The organism is Flavobacterium sp. 1355, assembly GCF_017833415.1.
In the GTDB taxonomy this organism is placed as follows: Bacteria; Bacteroidota; Bacteroidia; order Flavobacteriales; family Flavobacteriaceae; genus Flavobacterium.
The window spans coordinates 54,798-71,380 of the sequence record NZ_JAFICC010000019.1 but is presented as its reverse complement, the minus strand read 5'-3'; the positions used below and the strand labels follow the sequence as shown (position 1 = coordinate 71,380).

Annotated in this window: 19 protein-coding genes; 18 read left to right on the top strand and 1 reads right to left on the bottom strand. The window is 33.4% G+C overall.

What is annotated here, in order from left to right; genetic code table 11:
* Positions 1–59 precede the first annotated feature (59 nt).
* From gcvH to JOD96_RS20585, 13 genes are all read left to right on the top strand, one after another.
* On the top strand, positions 60–440 hold the full coding sequence (gene gcvH / locus JOD96_RS20640; protein WP_209566123.1) for a glycine cleavage system protein GcvH: 381 nt from the start codon (positions 60–62) through the stop codon (positions 438–440).
* Positions 433–816 (top strand): VanZ family protein, encoded by a 384-nt coding sequence (locus JOD96_RS20635; protein WP_209566122.1) that lies wholly within the window; start codon positions 433–435, stop codon positions 814–816. The genes gcvH and JOD96_RS20635 overlap by 8 nt, the downstream gene beginning before the upstream one ends.
* A gap of 117 nt (positions 817–933) precedes the next feature.
* Positions 934–1,230, top strand: coding sequence for a hypothetical protein (locus tag JOD96_RS22630; protein ID WP_410744293.1), 297 nt, complete (start codon positions 934–936; stop codon positions 1,228–1,230).
* Positions 1,220–1,678, top strand: coding sequence for a hypothetical protein (locus tag JOD96_RS22625; RefSeq protein ID WP_410744292.1), 459 nt, complete (start codon positions 1,220–1,222; stop codon positions 1,676–1,678). Before JOD96_RS22630 ends, JOD96_RS22625 begins: the two co-directional genes overlap by 11 nt.
* Complete coding sequence (locus JOD96_RS20625) at positions 1,679–3,820, top strand: energy transducer TonB (RefSeq protein WP_209566121.1); 2,142 nt, start codon at positions 1,679–1,681, stop codon at positions 3,818–3,820.
* 158 nt (positions 3,821–3,978) lie between these two features.
* Positions 3,979–4,881 (top strand): heme o synthase, encoded by a 903-nt coding sequence (cyoE, locus tag JOD96_RS20620; protein WP_209566120.1) that lies wholly within the window; start codon positions 3,979–3,981, stop codon positions 4,879–4,881.
* Positions 4,882–4,883: 2 nt separating this feature from the next.
* A complete protein-coding gene (locus JOD96_RS20615) occupies positions 4,884–5,471 on the top strand; it encodes a heme-copper oxidase subunit III (RefSeq protein WP_209566119.1) in 588 nt (195 codons plus the stop codon).
* Between the two features lie 42 nt (positions 5,472–5,513).
* Positions 5,514–6,500: a cytochrome c oxidase subunit 3 gene (locus JOD96_RS20610; protein WP_209566118.1), complete on the top strand. Its 987-nt coding sequence runs from the start codon at positions 5,514–5,516 to the stop codon at positions 6,498–6,500.
* Between the two features lie 18 nt (positions 6,501–6,518).
* The gene (locus JOD96_RS20605) at positions 6,519–6,869 is read left to right on the top strand and encodes a cytochrome C oxidase subunit IV family protein (protein WP_209566117.1); all 351 of its coding nucleotides are present in this window, start codon (positions 6,519–6,521) and stop codon (positions 6,867–6,869) included.
* A gap of 78 nt (positions 6,870–6,947) precedes the next feature.
* Entirely contained in the window at positions 6,948–7,589 is a 642-nt protein-coding gene (locus JOD96_RS20600; RefSeq protein ID WP_209566116.1) for a hypothetical protein, read from the top strand.
* A gap of 12 nt (positions 7,590–7,601) precedes the next feature.
* Positions 7,602–8,291 carry an SCO family protein gene (locus tag JOD96_RS20595; RefSeq protein ID WP_209566115.1) on the top strand — a complete coding sequence of 230 codons (690 nt, stop codon included), beginning with the start codon at positions 7,602–7,604 and terminating at the stop codon, positions 8,289–8,291.
* A gap of 1 nt (position 8,292) precedes the next feature.
* A complete protein-coding gene (locus JOD96_RS20590; protein ID WP_209566114.1) occupies positions 8,293–8,835 on the top strand; it encodes a DUF420 domain-containing protein in 543 nt (180 codons plus the stop codon).
* Positions 8,825–9,085 carry a hypothetical protein gene (locus JOD96_RS20585; RefSeq protein WP_209566113.1) on the top strand — a complete coding sequence of 87 codons (261 nt, stop codon included), beginning with the start codon at positions 8,825–8,827 and terminating at the stop codon, positions 9,083–9,085. The genes JOD96_RS20590 and JOD96_RS20585 overlap by 11 nt, the downstream gene beginning before the upstream one ends.
* 19 nt (positions 9,086–9,104) lie before the next feature.
* On the opposite strand, the gene JOD96_RS20580 is transcribed toward JOD96_RS20585, so the two are convergent.
* Entirely contained in the window at positions 9,105–10,511 is a 1,407-nt protein-coding gene (locus tag JOD96_RS20580) for a DUF4403 family protein (protein WP_209566112.1), read from the bottom strand.
* 176 nt (positions 10,512–10,687) lie between these two features.
* Here JOD96_RS20580 and JOD96_RS20575 point away from each other — a divergent pair, with 176 nt between their 5' ends.
* The 5 genes from JOD96_RS20575 to JOD96_RS20555 all read left to right on the top strand — a co-directional run bounded on the left by JOD96_RS20575 (position 10,688) and on the right by JOD96_RS20555 (position 16,579).
* A complete protein-coding gene (locus tag JOD96_RS20575; RefSeq protein ID WP_116751640.1) occupies positions 10,688–11,389 on the top strand; it encodes an ABC transporter ATP-binding protein in 702 nt (233 codons plus the stop codon).
* A complete protein-coding gene (locus JOD96_RS20570) occupies positions 11,382–12,626 on the top strand; it encodes an ABC transporter permease (RefSeq protein ID WP_209566111.1) in 1,245 nt (414 codons plus the stop codon). The genes JOD96_RS20575 and JOD96_RS20570 overlap by 8 nt, the downstream gene beginning before the upstream one ends.
* A 2-nt stretch (positions 12,627–12,628) precedes the next feature.
* The gene (locus tag JOD96_RS20565; RefSeq protein WP_209566110.1) at positions 12,629–13,894 is read left to right on the top strand and encodes an ABC transporter permease; all 1,266 of its coding nucleotides are present in this window, start codon (positions 12,629–12,631) and stop codon (positions 13,892–13,894) included.
* Between the two features lie 39 nt (positions 13,895–13,933).
* On the top strand, positions 13,934–15,049 hold the full coding sequence (locus JOD96_RS20560; RefSeq protein WP_209566109.1) for an efflux RND transporter periplasmic adaptor subunit: 1,116 nt from the start codon (positions 13,934–13,936) through the stop codon (positions 15,047–15,049).
* 78 nt (positions 15,050–15,127) lie between these two features.
* Positions 15,128–16,579, top strand: a complete 1,452-nt coding sequence (locus JOD96_RS20555) for a TolC family protein (protein ID WP_209566108.1) — start codon at positions 15,128–15,130, stop codon at positions 16,577–16,579.
* The last annotated feature ends 4 nt before the right edge of the window (positions 16,580–16,583 follow it).

Below are 16,583 nucleotides of genomic sequence, written 5' to 3'. Positions count from 1 at the left end.
AGAAGATTATTACATTTGTGGCTTAAATATTCAATTATCAATTTTCAAACATAACTATTATGAGCATACCAGCAAATTTAAAGTACACAAAAGATCACGAATGGGTTAGCATCGAAGGAGATGTTGCAACAGTAGGAATTACTCATTTTGCTCAAAAAGAGTTAGGTGATATCGTGTATGTTGAAGTAGAAACTTTAGATCAGACACTTGATAAAGATGAGGTTTTTGGAACCGTTGAAGCTGTAAAAACAGTTTCTGATTTGTTCTTGCCTTTAACAGGAGAAATAATTGCTTTTAATGACAGTTTAGAAAGTGCTCCGGAAACAGTAAATTCTGATCCTTACGGAGCTGGATGGATGATTAAAATAAAAATTTCTGATGCATCAGAAATAGATTCTTTATTATCTGACGCAGCTTATAAAGAACTTATCGGTGCCTAAACAATTATTACTTTGTTGGGCAATTATTTGTTCAGGAATTATATCCTATTTCTGTTTAACAGATTCAAGTAATATTCCTTCGGTAAATTTTCCGAGCATTGACAAAATTGTTCACTTTTGTTTTCATTTTGGATTTACAATTTCCTGGATTTTGTTTTTCAAAAAAGAGCTCAAAGGAAAAGGTGCTGACGATTACAAAGCATATCTTATTTCGTTTATATTTTCTGTTTTTTTTGGTATAACAATCGAAATTCTGCAAGGTGTATTTACGATGACAAGAGCAGCTGATGTAACAGATATTTTGGCCAATACGATTGGGGGCACAACCGGAATTTTTACCGCTATAGCTTTTAAAAAAACAATCGATAGAATATAAAATATAATTCCCACTTCGGTGGGTTTTTTTATTGCCAAAAAATCAAGGCAGCAAAGAGTATTTTTTTTCAGAATTTTAAATGTATTTTTGTCACCATTTCTGAGTAATCTCAAAATCATGAACATAAAGCAATATCTAGACTCTACCTATTTAAAATCTGCCTCGCAAGCCGGACTTTCTGAAGCAGATAATCTTATTGTTGTCAAAAATGCGATTACAGAAGCTATTGAAGAAGGTTTTAAGCTGATTATGATTCGGCCTGAACATGTTTCAATTGCAAAAGAAATGATTTTAAAAGCAAATTCGCCCTTACTTGTTGGAACCGTTATTGATTTTCCCGAAGGTAAATCAGATATCGAAACAAAATTGAAAGAAGCAAATGCAGCAATCGAAAATGGAGCTGATGATTTTTAATTTTGTTTGCAATTATGAGGCTTTTAAAAATGGAAATCCTGCTTTAGTAAAACAAGAAATTCTTATTGGGACACAAATCGGTTTGGCAAACAACAAAACAGTAAAATGGATTATTGAGGTTGCTGCCTTGACTGATAAAGATATTATTCAGCTCTCGGCCCTGATAAAAAATGTTGTGATCTCCAACTTCAAAGAAGAAAACTATAATTCTGTTTTTGTAAAATCATCGACAGGTTTTTTTAAAACTGAAAATGATTTTCCAAACGGAGCCACAATTCCAACAATTATAATGATGTTAGAAAACGCATCCCCTCTGCCGGTTAAAGCAGCAGGAGGTGTTCGTTCATATGATGAAGCAATAGAGATGATTCGTTTAGGAGTTAAACGTATCGGAACTTCGGCGGCAAAAATAATTGCCAACGGAGAAAATACCACAAATCAATATTAAATGAAAACCCAAACCTACGCAAGAAAGATTTTTTTATCTTTTGTTTTTACATTATCAGCCTTCTCAGGTTATTCTCAGGAAAACAATAACTCATCCATTACCCCTGGTTTTATATCAGAACAATTTCCTGTTTTTACAAATTGCGAAAACCTGCAGTCAAAAGAACTTGAAAACTGTTTTTATAAAGAAGTTCAGGATTTTGTATTTCATAATTTTGAGGTGCCTCAAAAACTAAAAGAATCAAATTATAAAGGAGAGGTAAAAGTTCTTTTTGAAGTTGATGAAAAAGGCGAGTTTAAAGTGATTTATGTAAATGCAGCAAATGATGAATTAGTGCAGGAATCAAAACGCGTTTTTGGTGCATTTCATAAAATAAAACCATCAACTTATAATGGAAAACCAACTTATTCAAAATATACAATTACAATAAATATTCCGTTAAAAAGCGCTAATCAGATTGCAGAAGAAGCTCTTGCGGCATCTCAAATTCTAAAGCCAAAAGAAAAGCCAATGACAGAATTGGATAGTATTGTCTATAAAAAATACAATAATCCAGAATTTGACAGTCATTTAAATATACCGTTTTCTCATAGTTACTATGCACAATTTGATGATGCAATGAACAAAGTTGGAAGTAATAATCATACCGCTTCTAAACCATACACGTATGCTGAGGTTTCAAAATATTATAATTTGAAAGCAGTAAACCAGTCATTGCAAAAAAATACCTCGTCATGGTTGGGAAGAAAATTGTGGAACGAAAATATGGTGCAGATCCAGGGAGAAGATTATTGGCTGGCATTGAACCCTATTGTTGATTTGCAAATGGGAAAAGCCTCAGATATTGATGCATCATATACTTATGTAAATACACGCGCATTAAATTTTAGAGGAGGTTTAGGAAAGCAGATAAATTTTACCACTACTTTTTTTGAAAGTCAGGGACGATTTGCAGGTTATTTTAATAATTATGCAGAATCCATAAAACCATCGGGAGGTAATCCTGCTATTATTCCCGGAATTGGAATTGCAAAAAGGTTTAAAAGTGATGCTTATGATTTTCCATTAGCAGAAGCAAATATTACATTTGCGCCAAGCAAAATTTTTGATTTTCAATTGGGTTATGGAAGGAATTTTATAGGAGATGGATATCGTTCTTTGCTGGAGGGAGATGGAGCAAGCCCGTATCCGTATTTTAAAATTAATACAACATTCTGGAAAATAAAATATACGAACACCTATATGTGGCTTAAAGATGTTCGTCCGGAAGTGACAGAAGAAAAAACATATGCTTCAAAATTTATGGCGAACCATTATTTAAGCTGGAACGTCTCTAATAAATTAAACTTAGGATTCTTTGAATCTGTAGTTTGGACAGATAGTAATAACAGGGGTTTTGATATTAATTTTGTGAATCCGATTATATTCTACCGTGCTGTAGAATTTGGTTCTTCTTCTAAAAGCGGTAATGCATTGTTGGGACTTACAGGAAAGTATAAATGGAATAATAATATCAATTTATACGGGCAATTCTTAATCGATGAATTTTCTGTATCTGATGTAAAAGCTGCAGATAAGAGTTGGAAAAACAAATTCGGGTTTCAGGTTGGAGCTAAATACTTTAATGCTTTTAATATAAAAGATTTATTGTTCCAGTTAGAATATAATCACGTTCGTCCTTATGTATATTCGCATAGTGCTGTAATTACAAACTACGGACACAATAACCAAAGTGTCGGGCATCAATGGGGAGGAAACTTTAAAGAGTTAGTGGCAATAGCACGTTACCATAAAGGGCGTTATTATACCGATGCAAAATTTACAGTTGGTACAAGAGGCTTGGATTTTGATACTCCTGAAGATAGTTTTAATTATGGAGGAAATATTTATAAAAGCTACGATGAAGACAGGCCTTATAATACCGGAGTAAAGGTAGGGCAGGGTAACAAAACCAATATTTTTATTGCAGACATACAAGCAGGTTATTTGGTTAACCCAATTACAAATCTTAAATTTTTTGGAAGTTTTATTTATAGAAATTTTGATCCGACACAAGAAACAGCAGCAACTTTTAAACAAAGTACAACCTGGTTTACTATCGGATTACGTTCTGATATTTTCAATTGGTATTTTGATTACTAGAATATTTAATAAGATTTTTCAAAATAATTGTGTTAAAAATCTGCAAGTCCTTATTTTGTAAAGGTTTTATTTAAAAAAATATAATTTTATCGGTCTTGATTCTATAATCAATTTGTACATTTGCACCACTCAAAAAAAATATTCAAACAATCATAGAATTGAGCACTACTAAAAATACAATTTCATTAAAATCAATATTCCTGGATTTCAAAGAAATCACTAAAGCCGGTTTGGCAATTAGTGTTTTGTTTTCATCTATTGCAGGATACTTGCTTGGTGTAAACGATGAGCATCCCTTTAAATGGAGCGTTTTGTTGATTTTATCCATTGGGGGATATTGTATGGTTGGAGCTTCAAATGCTTTTAATCAGGTGATTGAGAAAGATATAGACTCTTTGATGGACCGAACTAAAAACCGCCCGGTTCCATCAGGCCGCATGTCACCAAAAATGGCTTTGTTTGTAGCAAGTCTGCTTACTATTATTGGTATAGCTTTATTGTATACGATCAATGCAAAGTCGGCGATGTTTGCAGCAATATCTATTTTTCTTTATACCAGCATTTATACACCATTAAAAACCGTGACTTCGTTATCTGTTTTTGTAGGTGCTTTTCCGGGAGCAATTCCCTTTATGTTAGGATGGGTTGCTGCAACCGGAGAATTTGGTATAGAAGCCGGTACATTATTTTTGATTCAGTTTTTTTGGCAATTTCCTCATTTTTGGGCAATTGGGTGGTTTTTATACGAAGATTATGAAAAAGCAGGTATCTTTATGCTTCCTACAGGGAAAAAAGATAAAGGAACTGCTTTGCAGATTATGTTATATACAATTTGGTTGATAATAGCTTCTCTATTGCCGGTTTTAGGTTATACAGGACAATTGTTTATTTCGCCAATTGCCGCAGTCCTGGTTTTTTTATTAGGATTATGGATGTTGTTTTATGCTGTTCGTTTGTATCAGTTGAGAACCGCAAAAGCAGCCAGAACTTTAATGCTGGTTAGTGTTTCGTATATATCATTATTGCAAATTGTATATATTGTAGATAAATTTTTAAGATAGTTATGGAAATGACAATGAAAATAAGTGAAGAACAAGCAAGGAAATCAAAATCGGCAAAGTTGATTTTATTGTTTGCAATGGTAAGTATGACAATGATGTTTGCCGGACTAACAAGTGCTTTTGTAGTAAGTAAATCAAGAGCAGACTGGTTGAAGAATTTTGAATTGCCATCGGCATTTTATTATAGTACAGCAGTAATCATTGCGTGCAGTGTTACTTTTTATCTGGCAAAAAAAGCAATTCAGAAAGACAACAGAGCTGCGACTACCGGATTGCTTTTGGGAACATTGGCTTTGGGAATTTTATTTGTGGTTTTGCAATTTGAAGGTTTTGGACAAATAGTTCAGAGCGGTTATTATTTTACAGGAGCAGGTAGTTCAATTACTACAACTTTTCTATATGTGGTAACGGTTACCCACTTATTGCACCTTGCAGGGGGATTAATTTCACTTTTAATTATAATTTATAATCATTTTAAACAAAAATACAATTCGACCCAAACTCTTGGAATAGAACTAGGTGCGATGTATTGGCACTTTTTGGATTTATTATGGGTGTATTTATTTTTATTTTTATATTTCTTTAAATAAGAAAAAAACGTAAATTTGGGAACTTTTTAACGAATAACTTTTATGGGAGCGACAGTTACAACTGCAAACAACGACGAAAAAACTTGGGGAGGCGGTCATGAAATCCAGCCATTAGGAGCAAGTTATGGTAAAATGATGATGTGGTTTTTTATCGTATCAGATGCCTTAACATTCTCAGGATTTCTTGGGGCTTATGGTTTTTCCAGATTTAAATTTATAGAAACTTGGCCATTGGCTGATGAAGTGTTTACTCACTTTCCTTTTATGCATGGCGTTTCGGCTCCAATGTATTATGTAGCCTTAATGACTTTTATTTTGATTTTCTCATCTGTAACTATGGTTTTGGCAGTTGATGCAGGACATCAATTGAAAAAAACAAAAGTGGCAATCTATATGTTCTTAACCATTATTGGAGGTTTTATTTTCGTTGGTTCACAGGCCTGGGAATGGAAAAATTTCATTAAAGGTGAATATGGAGCAGTAGAAACTAAAGGCGGAAGTTTATTGCAGTTTGTGGATAAAGAGGGTAATAGAGTTGCTCTGGAAAAGTTTGCTGCAAAATTACCGGAACAAAGAGAAGCTTTGACAAGAAGTAAAACGTCATGGTTTTTGGAAGATGCAGAAAGTTTACCAACTTATTCAGTTGCTGAAGTTCAGGCTGGATTTAAAGCACATCCTGAATTATTAATCAGAACTGAAAAGCTTACAGCTGAAAAAAAGAAAACAGTTTTGTCAAGAGCAGAATCTGAGGCTCATTTAGCGCAGGCTAAATATGTTGTAGAAGGAGCAAACTTAACAAGAAACGAATACGGTAGTAAGTTATTTGCAGATTTCTTTTTCTTTATTACAGGATTCCACGGATTCCACGTATTTTCAGGAGTAATCATTAATATCATTATTTTCTTTAATGTGTTATTAGGAACTTACGAAAAAAGAAGAAGCTACGAAATGGTAGAGAAAGTTGGTTTATACTGGCACTTTGTCGACTTAGTTTGGGTATTTGTATTTACAGTTTTCTACTTAGTTTAATTTTAGATCTTAATTATTATGTCACACGATCACGTATCAAATACAAAAAGAATCTGGTTTGTTTTTGGATTACTTTCATTAGTAACTACAGTAGAAGTTATTCTTGGTATTTTAAAACCAGCATCATTAGAATTTAATCATTTTATCGGTTTGAATTTATTGAACTGGATATTCTATATCTTAACAATATTCAAAGCATATTATATTGTATGGGCATTCATGCACATGGAAGGTGAAAAAAGCAGCCTTAGATGGTCTGTTGTATCACCAGTTATTTTCCTGGTATTATATTTATTGTTTATTCTTTTGACAGAAGGACATTATATTTATGGGGTTTTTAAAGATTCTACTATTAAATGGAATTTTTAACATGATATTAATTCGAAAAGAAGCTCCGTTTTGCGGAGCTTTTTTTATTTTTGTACCTCAATAACTTCCGCTGTAATAATGAAAAAAAATATAGTTCTCTTTGTACTTTTTGTTTTGCCAATTGTAGCCTATCTGTTTTTTGCTTCTGGCGTAAATAGTTTTACCAAACTTCCTGTTATAACACCAAAAATTGCAGATTTCGGAAATTGGAAATCCTTAGACGGCAAAAAAGTTTCTCTTGATAAAAAAATAACAGTTTTGGGTTTCTCCGGCTCTCAGATTTTAAATAACCGTGGGAATTATTTCAATTTAAATGAAAAAATTTATAAACGTTATAATGGCTTTGAAGATCTTCAGTTTGTGGTTGTTTGCCCATTAGGAACAGAAAATGAAGCTCAAAAAGTTTTAGATGCCCTCAGGCCTTTTACCGATGTCAAAGGCTGGAATTTTATTTTTGCTTCACCTGAAGAAATCAAAACATTTTACAGCCAACTAAAATTAAAAGGAAAACTGGATGAAAATTTAGGAACTTCGAGTGTTTATATAGTTGATAAAGAAAGAAATTTAAGAGGCAGAAAAGATGAAAAAGAATATAAAGAGGGCTACGATACTTTTCATCCATCTGAGTTAAGTAATGAGATGCTGGACGATTTTAAAATTATTTTATATGAATATCGAGCCGCTCTTAAAAAGAATCATAATGCCACGAAACAACTTTAAATTTCAATCATAATGTTTAAAAATAAATCATATATCGGAATTTCGTTTATCATTTTAATCTTTGGAATTTATGCTGTCCCAAAAATTGTAGACAGAATAAAAAACGGAGATGTTGTTAAGGGAAATCGTTTGGATAATGTTGGTCTGAAAAATTCAAAATCAGATGCCAAATTGCTAACAATCGGGCCTGCACCAAAATTTGAATTGACAAATCAGGACAATGTAAAAATTTCAAGCGAAAGTTATAAAGGCAAAGTGTATGTACTGGAATTTTTCTTTACTACTTGTCCTTCTATTTGTCCAAAAATGAATTTGAGTATGCTTGAAATCGAAAAAACATTTTTTGGCAACCCTAATTTTGGTATTGTTTCCATAACAATTGATCCAGCTCATGATACGCCTCAGATATTAAAAGATCATGCAAAGTTATTAGGAGTAAAATCATCAAACTGGAATTTTCTAACTGGTGATAAAGCTACTATTATGGATTTATCAAATAAAGGCTTTAATCTCTATGCGGGTGAAAACGCAAAAGTAAATGGCGGTTTTGAACACTCTGGTTTATTTGCATTAATTGATAAAAACGGTAATATACGTTGTCGTAAGGATGATTTCGGAAATCCGATTTTATACTATGACGGATTGGATAAAAAAGGGGTTAGAGATATTCAGGAAGACATCAAAATACTATTAGAAGAATAAAATGGAAGATCATTCATTAGAAAAAAAGTTCAGTAAATTTATTATTGCAGTTTCAATTATAATTCCGGTAGTGGTTGCTATTCTGTTCGGAATAAAATTAAAAGATTTCGGAATCAATGTAGAGCCTCTTTCATTTTTGCCTCCAATTTATGCAACAACAAATGGTATTACAGCTGTTGTTTTGGTTTTAGCTGTATTTGCTATTAAAAACGGAAAACAAAAGCTTCACGAACAATTAATGACTTTTGCTATAGCACTATCCGTTGCATTTTTAGTTATGTATGTAGCCTATCATATGACTTCTGATTCTACTAAATTTGGTGGAGAAGGTGCAATTCGTTATGTGTATTTCTTTATTTTAATCACACATATTTTGCTGTCAATTGCTATTATTCCATTAGTATTAATTACTTATGTGAGAGCTTTGGCTCAGCGTTTTGACAGACACAGAAAAATAGCTAAAATTACTTTTCCGCTTTGGTTATATGTTGCTGTGACGGGCGTAGTAGTTTACTTAATGATATCTCCTTATTATGTACATTAAAAATATAAACACCTCAGGATCAAAATTTCAAAAAGTGTTTTTTGGAATTTGTCTATTTCTTTTTGCAATCTCTTCAAACGCGCAATGCGCAATGTGTCGTGCGGCATTAGCAGGTGATTCTAACATTAAGAAGGCAGAAGCAGTAAATGATGGAATTGTTTATTTAATGGTAATTCCGTATTTGCTTGTAGGTATAATAGGCTATCTGATTTACAGAATGTATCAGTCTAAAATAAAAAAAGCAGAATAATTAATTCTGCTTTTTTTTATTATTTTAATCCGTCTACAGAGACGTTTACCGTACCATTTATTTTAATAAAAGCGATAATCGCCTGATTGGTAAGCTGAATTTTATCAAACTGAATATCTTCCATTTTGCCATTTACAAAAACACCGGGCATAGGTGAATAATTTTTTAAATACGCAGCCATACTCTTTTTGCCTTCTTCTAAATTTGGCTGAATAGAATAGCGACAGCTTTCCTCCATTTTTCTTAGAATTAAACCCTGAGCCAGCCAGCTTGCTGTACGCATTAATTTGCTCTTTGTGTCTAAAACATAATCTAATTTATCAAAGTATATTTCTTTGGTTTGAGGATTGTATTGAGGGAATCCCGTTAGATAAATTGTTCCGTTAACAGATCCTAAGACATCAAGAGCAATTACCATTTTGTCATTTTTATGCCAAATCGCTACATTTTTTACAGTAACTTTTTTGCTCCCGGAACCGAATTCCTGATTAGCAAAATTTTGCGTCATGATCTTAGAAGCATCGGCATAGGTTGAAATAGCAGCAATATTGGCAGCAATCTGATTTGGGATTTTGGTTACCGGTTTCAATACAATTTTATTTGCATTAAATTTAGATTCGGGTTGTTTGCCTACAATAGTTTCCATGTTGCATTTCATCCCCATCTCTAATAAAAACTGATCATTTTTTAGTTTTGCTGTTGTAGAATAAACTTCAACAGGAACAATTTGCAGCCAGCTTTCGTAAGTATCGCTCATTTGAAAAGGAGTACAGATTTTTTCTAAAGCGGATAAAACATTTGGTTTAAAATCCATAGATTTTTCGATAGCATCATCTATGCTTTTTTCAATTTTAGATTTAAAAATTGATATTGCAGGATTTACCAGATAAGTGATGGGCATGTTTTTTCCAAAAACCATCATCGTTGGGCTTTCTTTCCAGTCAAGAGATTTAAATTCTGTTTTTGTGTTTAATTTCCAATTAGTAAGCGCTGCTTCACTGGATAAAGTGATGACTCCATTTAGATTAAATTCACGCACATCATAAAGTTCTACGCCCAGTTTTTTTGTGCCTATTCGATATTTAACAGTAGCTTTTAGAGGCAAAACTGTTTTAATTTTTTTATCAGGACTTGAAGGATCATTCTGAATTTTGACAGGGGCCTGCTTCCAGATTTTCATTTCGATATCATCATCTTCTATATTATTGTCTTCATAAATCAAACCATTTAAAATGGAATTTGTCTGATTTTCAATATCATGAAGCTTAACTGAAATTGGTAAGTTGATAAAAGACGGATTACTTTCGTAAACTAGCGGGCTTGCATCATCCGGTTCTGGTTTTAAAGTTTCTAATTTTTGAGCTGTAGAACAACTTACAAGTACATTAAGTACGGTGAACAAAGAAAGTGCTGAAAAAAACTTCATTAGTAATGATTTTTTGAATGATGCAAAATTAAGAAAACAATTATATTATCTTAAAAAAGTGTAACATTTGATAAGGAAAAGAGTCTTATTGAAATAGTAAAGTGAAATTATTAACTTTTTGTTACCATAATTGACTTGATAAAAATGTTATCATTGTCTTAAAATTTAACAATACCATGATCGAAATCAAAGATTTACACAAGTCCTACAAAATGGGCAGTTCACAATTGCATGTGTTAAAAGGAATTAATTTTAATATCGCAGAAGGAGAATTGGTTGCTATCATGGGATCTTCCGGGTCTGGCAAATCTACACTCCTTAATATTTTAGGAATTCTTGATGAAGCAGATTCAGGTAGTTATATTTTGGATAAAACTCCGATAAAAAAGCTAAACGAAACATTAGCTTCAAAATATCGAAATAAATTTTTAGGATTCGTTTTTCAATCTTTCAATTTAATTAATTATAAATCTGCGTTGGATAATGTTGCTATGCCTTTGTATTATCAAGGAGTAAAAAGAAAGGAACGTTATGAAATCGCAATGAAATATTTAGAGAAAGTTGGTCTTGGATCGCATTCACACCATTTACCTAATGAGCTTTCGGGAGGTCAGAAACAACGTGTAGCCATTGCCCGTGCATTGGCTTCGAACCCAAAAGTTTTGTTGGCCGATGAACCTACAGGAGCTTTGGATACCAAAACTTCTTATGAGGTTATGGAACTTATTCAGGGAATTAACGATGAAGGAAAAACCATTCTGATCGTTACACACGAGCCGGATATTGCCGCAATGTGCAAAAGAAATGTTGTCCTGAAAGATGGATTAATTATAGATGACAAAATGGTAGAACAAGTTAGAGCCACATCTTATGTTTAATATTGAACGTTGGCAGGAAATATTTGAAGCAATCTCTAAAAACAGATTAAGAACATTTCTGACAGGAATTTCCGTGGCTTCGGGAATTTTTATTTTGGTGATTTTGCTAGGCGCAGGTAAAGGACTGCAAAACGGAATTGAAAAACAGTTTGAGCGTGATGCCGCAGGGATTATTGAAGTATGGTCCGGTACCACCACAAAAGAATACAAGGGTTTGAATCCGGGAAGGCCAATTCAGTTTAGGAATAGTGATTATTCACAATCTGTTCAGAAATTTGAAGACAAATTAGATTTAAGAGCTTCAACATATAATTTTTGGGGAGCACCATTTGCCTACGGAAAAGAATCAGGAAGTTATCAATACAGAGGAGTTGATCCCGATTATGGCGGAATAGAAAATCTAACCATTGTTCAGGGGCGATATGTAAATAGTAAAGACCTGGATAATAATGAAAAAGTAGCTACTATTGGAATGAAGATAAAAACTGATTTGTTTAAAGACAAAGAAGCTCTTGGAGAAGAAATTTTAATCAATAATATTAGCTTTAAGGTAATTGGCGTTTTTACCGATCCGGGTGGAGAACGTGAAGAAGCAAGAGCTTATCTGCCAAAAACAACCGTGCAAAAAACTTTTGGAGGAGGAGATAAAATCAGCAATTTGTTTTTTACACTTAAAAAAACAAACAATTATGATGAAGCCCTGGCGCAATCTGAAAAATTTACTCAGGATTTAAAAGATTTGCTAAAAAGCAAAAATGTCGTAGCGCCAGAAGATGATGGAGGAGTGGGTGTCTATAATTCTGTTAAAGATGCCAAACAATTTTATGATTTAAATCTTTATATCAGATTGTTTTTCTGGTGGGTAGGAATTTGTACTATCGTTGCGGGAGTTGTTGGTGTGAGTAATATTATGTTGATTGTTGTAAAAGAAAGAACAAAAGAAATTGGTATTAGAAAAGCATTGGGGGCATCACCATTATCGATCATTACAATGATACTTCACGAATCTATTTTTATTACGACAATAGCAGGTTTTGCAGGTTTGCTCGCTAGTTTGCTGTTGTTGGAATTTGTTGGGCCAATGGTTCAGAGTGAATATTTTAGAAATCCTCAGGTTGATTTTACTGTGGCCCTGACCACATTGGTATTGCTTGTTTTTGCCGGTGCACTGGCAGGATTTTTTCCGGCTTACAGAGCAGCAAAAATTAAACCTATTGTAGCACTTAGAGACGAATAGTTATGTTTAAAAAAGATAATTGGGACGAAATTTTGCAGGCTTTGACGGCGAATGTTTTTAGAACTATTCTGACAGCATTTGGGGTGTTTTGGGGGATATTTATTCTTGTCATATTACTGGCAGCCGGAAAAGGGTTGGAAAATGGGATAAAAAAAGGATTTGACGGGATTGCTACAAATACCATGTTTATGTGGAGCCAGACTACATCAAAAGCATATAAAGGTTTGCCAAAAACACGTCGTTATGATTTTAGGAATAGTGATGTAATGGCTTTAAAACAAGCCTTTCCGGATTTGTTGTACGTTTCGCCAAGAAATCAGTTAGGTGATTTTAATGGTACAAACAATGTTGTTCGTGGTACAAAAACATCTTCTTTTACTGTTTATGGCGATTATCCTGAACTAATCAAGCAACAGCCGATGGATATTATAAAAGGTCGTTTTATAAACCAACAGGATATCTCCGAGAGAAGAAAAATAGCCATCATTGGCAAAGGTGTTATATCTGAGCTATATGGTAAAGAAGAAGAGGCTATAGGAACTTACATTAAAATAAACGGAATCAATTTTATGGTAATTGGCGTTTATAATTCTAAGCAGCAGGGAGGAAATGCAGAACAGGAGCAGAAGAATATTTTTATTCCGTTTACCACATTTCAACAAGCTTTTAATTATGGCGATAAAGTAGGCTGGATGGCACTTACGGCAAAAGATGAAACCTCGATTACTTCTCTGAAACCGAAAATTTTAGATTTAATAAAATCGCTTCATTCCATAAATCCTGCAGATGACAGGGCCGTAGGGAATTTTGATTTGTATGAACAATTTAATAAAGTCCAAAGTTTATTTGATATTCTAAAATTCATTGCCTATTTTGTAGGAACATTAGTATTGATTTCGGGTGTAATTGGTATTTCCAATATTATGCTCATTGTAGTCAAGGAACGTACTAAAGAAATAGGAATTCGCAGGGCTTTGGGAGCAACGCCGGCAGCAATACGAGGTCAAATTCTGTCTGAATCTATATTCCTGACTATTATTTCGGGAATGCTGGGAATTGCCGTTGCGACCGGAATCATCGCATTGCTGAACATGGCTCTTGATTCAATGCCGCCAGGAGGTGATACCATGTTTGCCAACCCGAGTGTAGATTTAGGAGTTGTATTTGTTGCCTTATTAATATTAGTAGGATCTGGTTTGCTGGCAGGATTTATTCCGGCGCAGACCGCAATCAATGTGAAGCCGGTAGATGCTTTACGAACAGAATAAATTATCAATCAAAAAATAATCGATTAAACCAAAAACAAAATGAAAAAAGGAGTAACTGTCACCATTTTAATTTTTATCGCTATAGTTTTCTTTGGTGCATTATATTATTTATATGCTAAGAATCAGGAGTCACCTATTGTCTTTAAAACAGAAAAAGCAGAAATTAAAACGATCGTAAAAAATACAATCGCTACAGGTAATATTCAGCCAGATGAAGAGGTCTTAATCAAACCAAACATTTCAGGGATTATTGAGCAAGTGTATATTAAAGCCGGAGAAAAAATAAAAGCAGGCGATATGATTGCTAAAATCAGGGTTGTTGCAAATGTATCAAATGTGAGCAGTACACAAAATCAAGTACAGACTGCCAAAATTGCCTTAGATAATCAGGAAAAAATCTTTAAGAGACAAAAAACGCTGTATGATAAAGACGTAATTTCAGCAAATGATTTTGATGCAGCTCAATTGGCTTACACACAAGCAAAACAAGACTATCAGGCAGCAAAACAAAGTCTGGATATCGTAAAAACAGGAACAACTTCATCATTAGGAAGTTATGCTAATACGTTAATTCGTTCAACTGTAAACGGAATGGTTTTGGACGTTCCGGTAAAAGTTGGAAACCAGGTTATTGAAAGCAACAACTTTAATGAAGGAACTACAATTGCCAGTGTAGCTGATGTTGGAAGAATGATTTTTGTTGGAAAAATCGATGAATCTGAAGTTGGAAAAATAAAAGAGAAAATGGCTATCGAAATTACAGTGGGAGCTATTGAAAACAAAAAATTTGAAGCTATTTTAACGTATATCGCACCAAAAGGAGTTACTGAGAATGGAGCAATTCAGTTTGAGATTAAAGCTTCTTTACAAAACAGAGATGCTACATTTATCAGAGCCGGCCTGAGTGCAAATGCTTCTATTATATTGGAAAAAGCAGATAAAGTTTTGGCAATCAAAGAATCCTTAGTGCAATTTGACAAAAAAACACAAAAGCCTTATGTAGAAATCGAAACGGCTCCACAAAAATTTCAAAGAAAAGATTTAGTTTTGGGAGTTAGTGACGGAATTTATGTTCAGGTTAAAAGCGGAATCAAAAAAACAGATAAAATAAAAATCTGGAATCAGGGTTTAATTACCGAAGGAGAAAAAAAATAATTTGATTCTTTAAAAGTTTTTGGTTTTAAAAAATGTTAAATTTGCGTAGTTTCGATACTGCGCCTTCATTCAAAATATATGAAAATAAATAAATATAATAGTATTGTCTTTGCATTGTTATTCGGTTTTGGATTATCAAGTCAGGCACAAACAAAACAATGGACTTTAGAGGAGTGCGTTAGATATGCATTAGAAAATAATATCACAATAAAGCTTACAGAATTAGATGTCCAAAATGCTGTAATTGATAAAAAAGGTGCCTTGGGAAGCTATTTGCCTACAGTAAACGGGAGTGCCTCACACTCATGGAATATTGGTTTAAATCAGGATGTTACAACAGGTCTGTTGCGTAATCAGACAACTCAATATTCATCCGTAGGTATAAATGCCGGAGTTGATATTTACAAAGGACTTCAAAATCAAAATACATACAGAAGAGCAAAACTTTCTATCATAGCATCTCAATACCAACTGGTTAAGATGCAGGAAGATATTTCTTTAAATGTAGCGAGTGCATTTCTGCAAATTTTATCCAATAAGGAAGATTTAAAAGTTAAAAAAGAGCAGTTAGCAATTGATGAAAAGCGTTATGCCCGTTCTGAAGAAATGGTAAATGCCGGAACAATTCCACGCGGAGATTTATTTGATCTAAAAGCAACGGTTGCGACTGACAAGCAAAACATCACTGTTTCTGAAAACAATCTGTTGATTTCAAAATTAAGTTTAGCACAGCTTTTACAATTAAAAGAATTTGCAGACTTTGACGTAGCAGATGATACTGAAGTGAAAGATGAAAATAATATCATGGCACAAACTCCAATTGATATTTACAACAAAGCAAAAGAGACGAGAACTGAATTGAAATTGGCACAGACCAATCTAGAAATTGCTGAAAAAAATGTTGCCATTGCAAGAGGTGCTTATCAGCCAACTTTGTCTGGTTTTTACTCTTTTACAACCAGAGCAAGTTATTCTGATGTTGTCACTGGTGTAACTCCAAATCTAACTAATCCAACAAGTCAAATTGGTTTTGTTGAAGGAACAAATCAGGCAGTGTTAGAGAATAACTTTACACCAGTTTTGGGTGCGCCTCAACCTATTTTTGATCAGTTTAGTGATAACAAAGGACATTCGTTTGGATTACAACTTAGCGTTCCAATTTTCAATGGATTCTCAGTTAAAAACAATGTAGAAAGAAGCAAAGTAAATTTAGAAAAATCTAAAATAGATTTAGAGCAAAAAAGTTTAGATTTGCAACGTAACGTTTATACGGCTTTTACAGATGCAAAAGGAGCTTTAAATACTTATGAGTCTTCTACTATAACTTTAGAAGCGAGACAACAGGCTTATAATTATGCTAAAGAAAAATATGATGTGGGTTTAATGAATTCTTTCGATTTTACTCAGGCTCAAACTTTGCTGACCAATGCTCAGTCAGACGTTATCAGAACAAAATACGATTACATGTTCAAAATAAAAATACTTGAGTTCTATTTCGGAATTCCAATTGTTCCAATTATTACAAAATAATTTA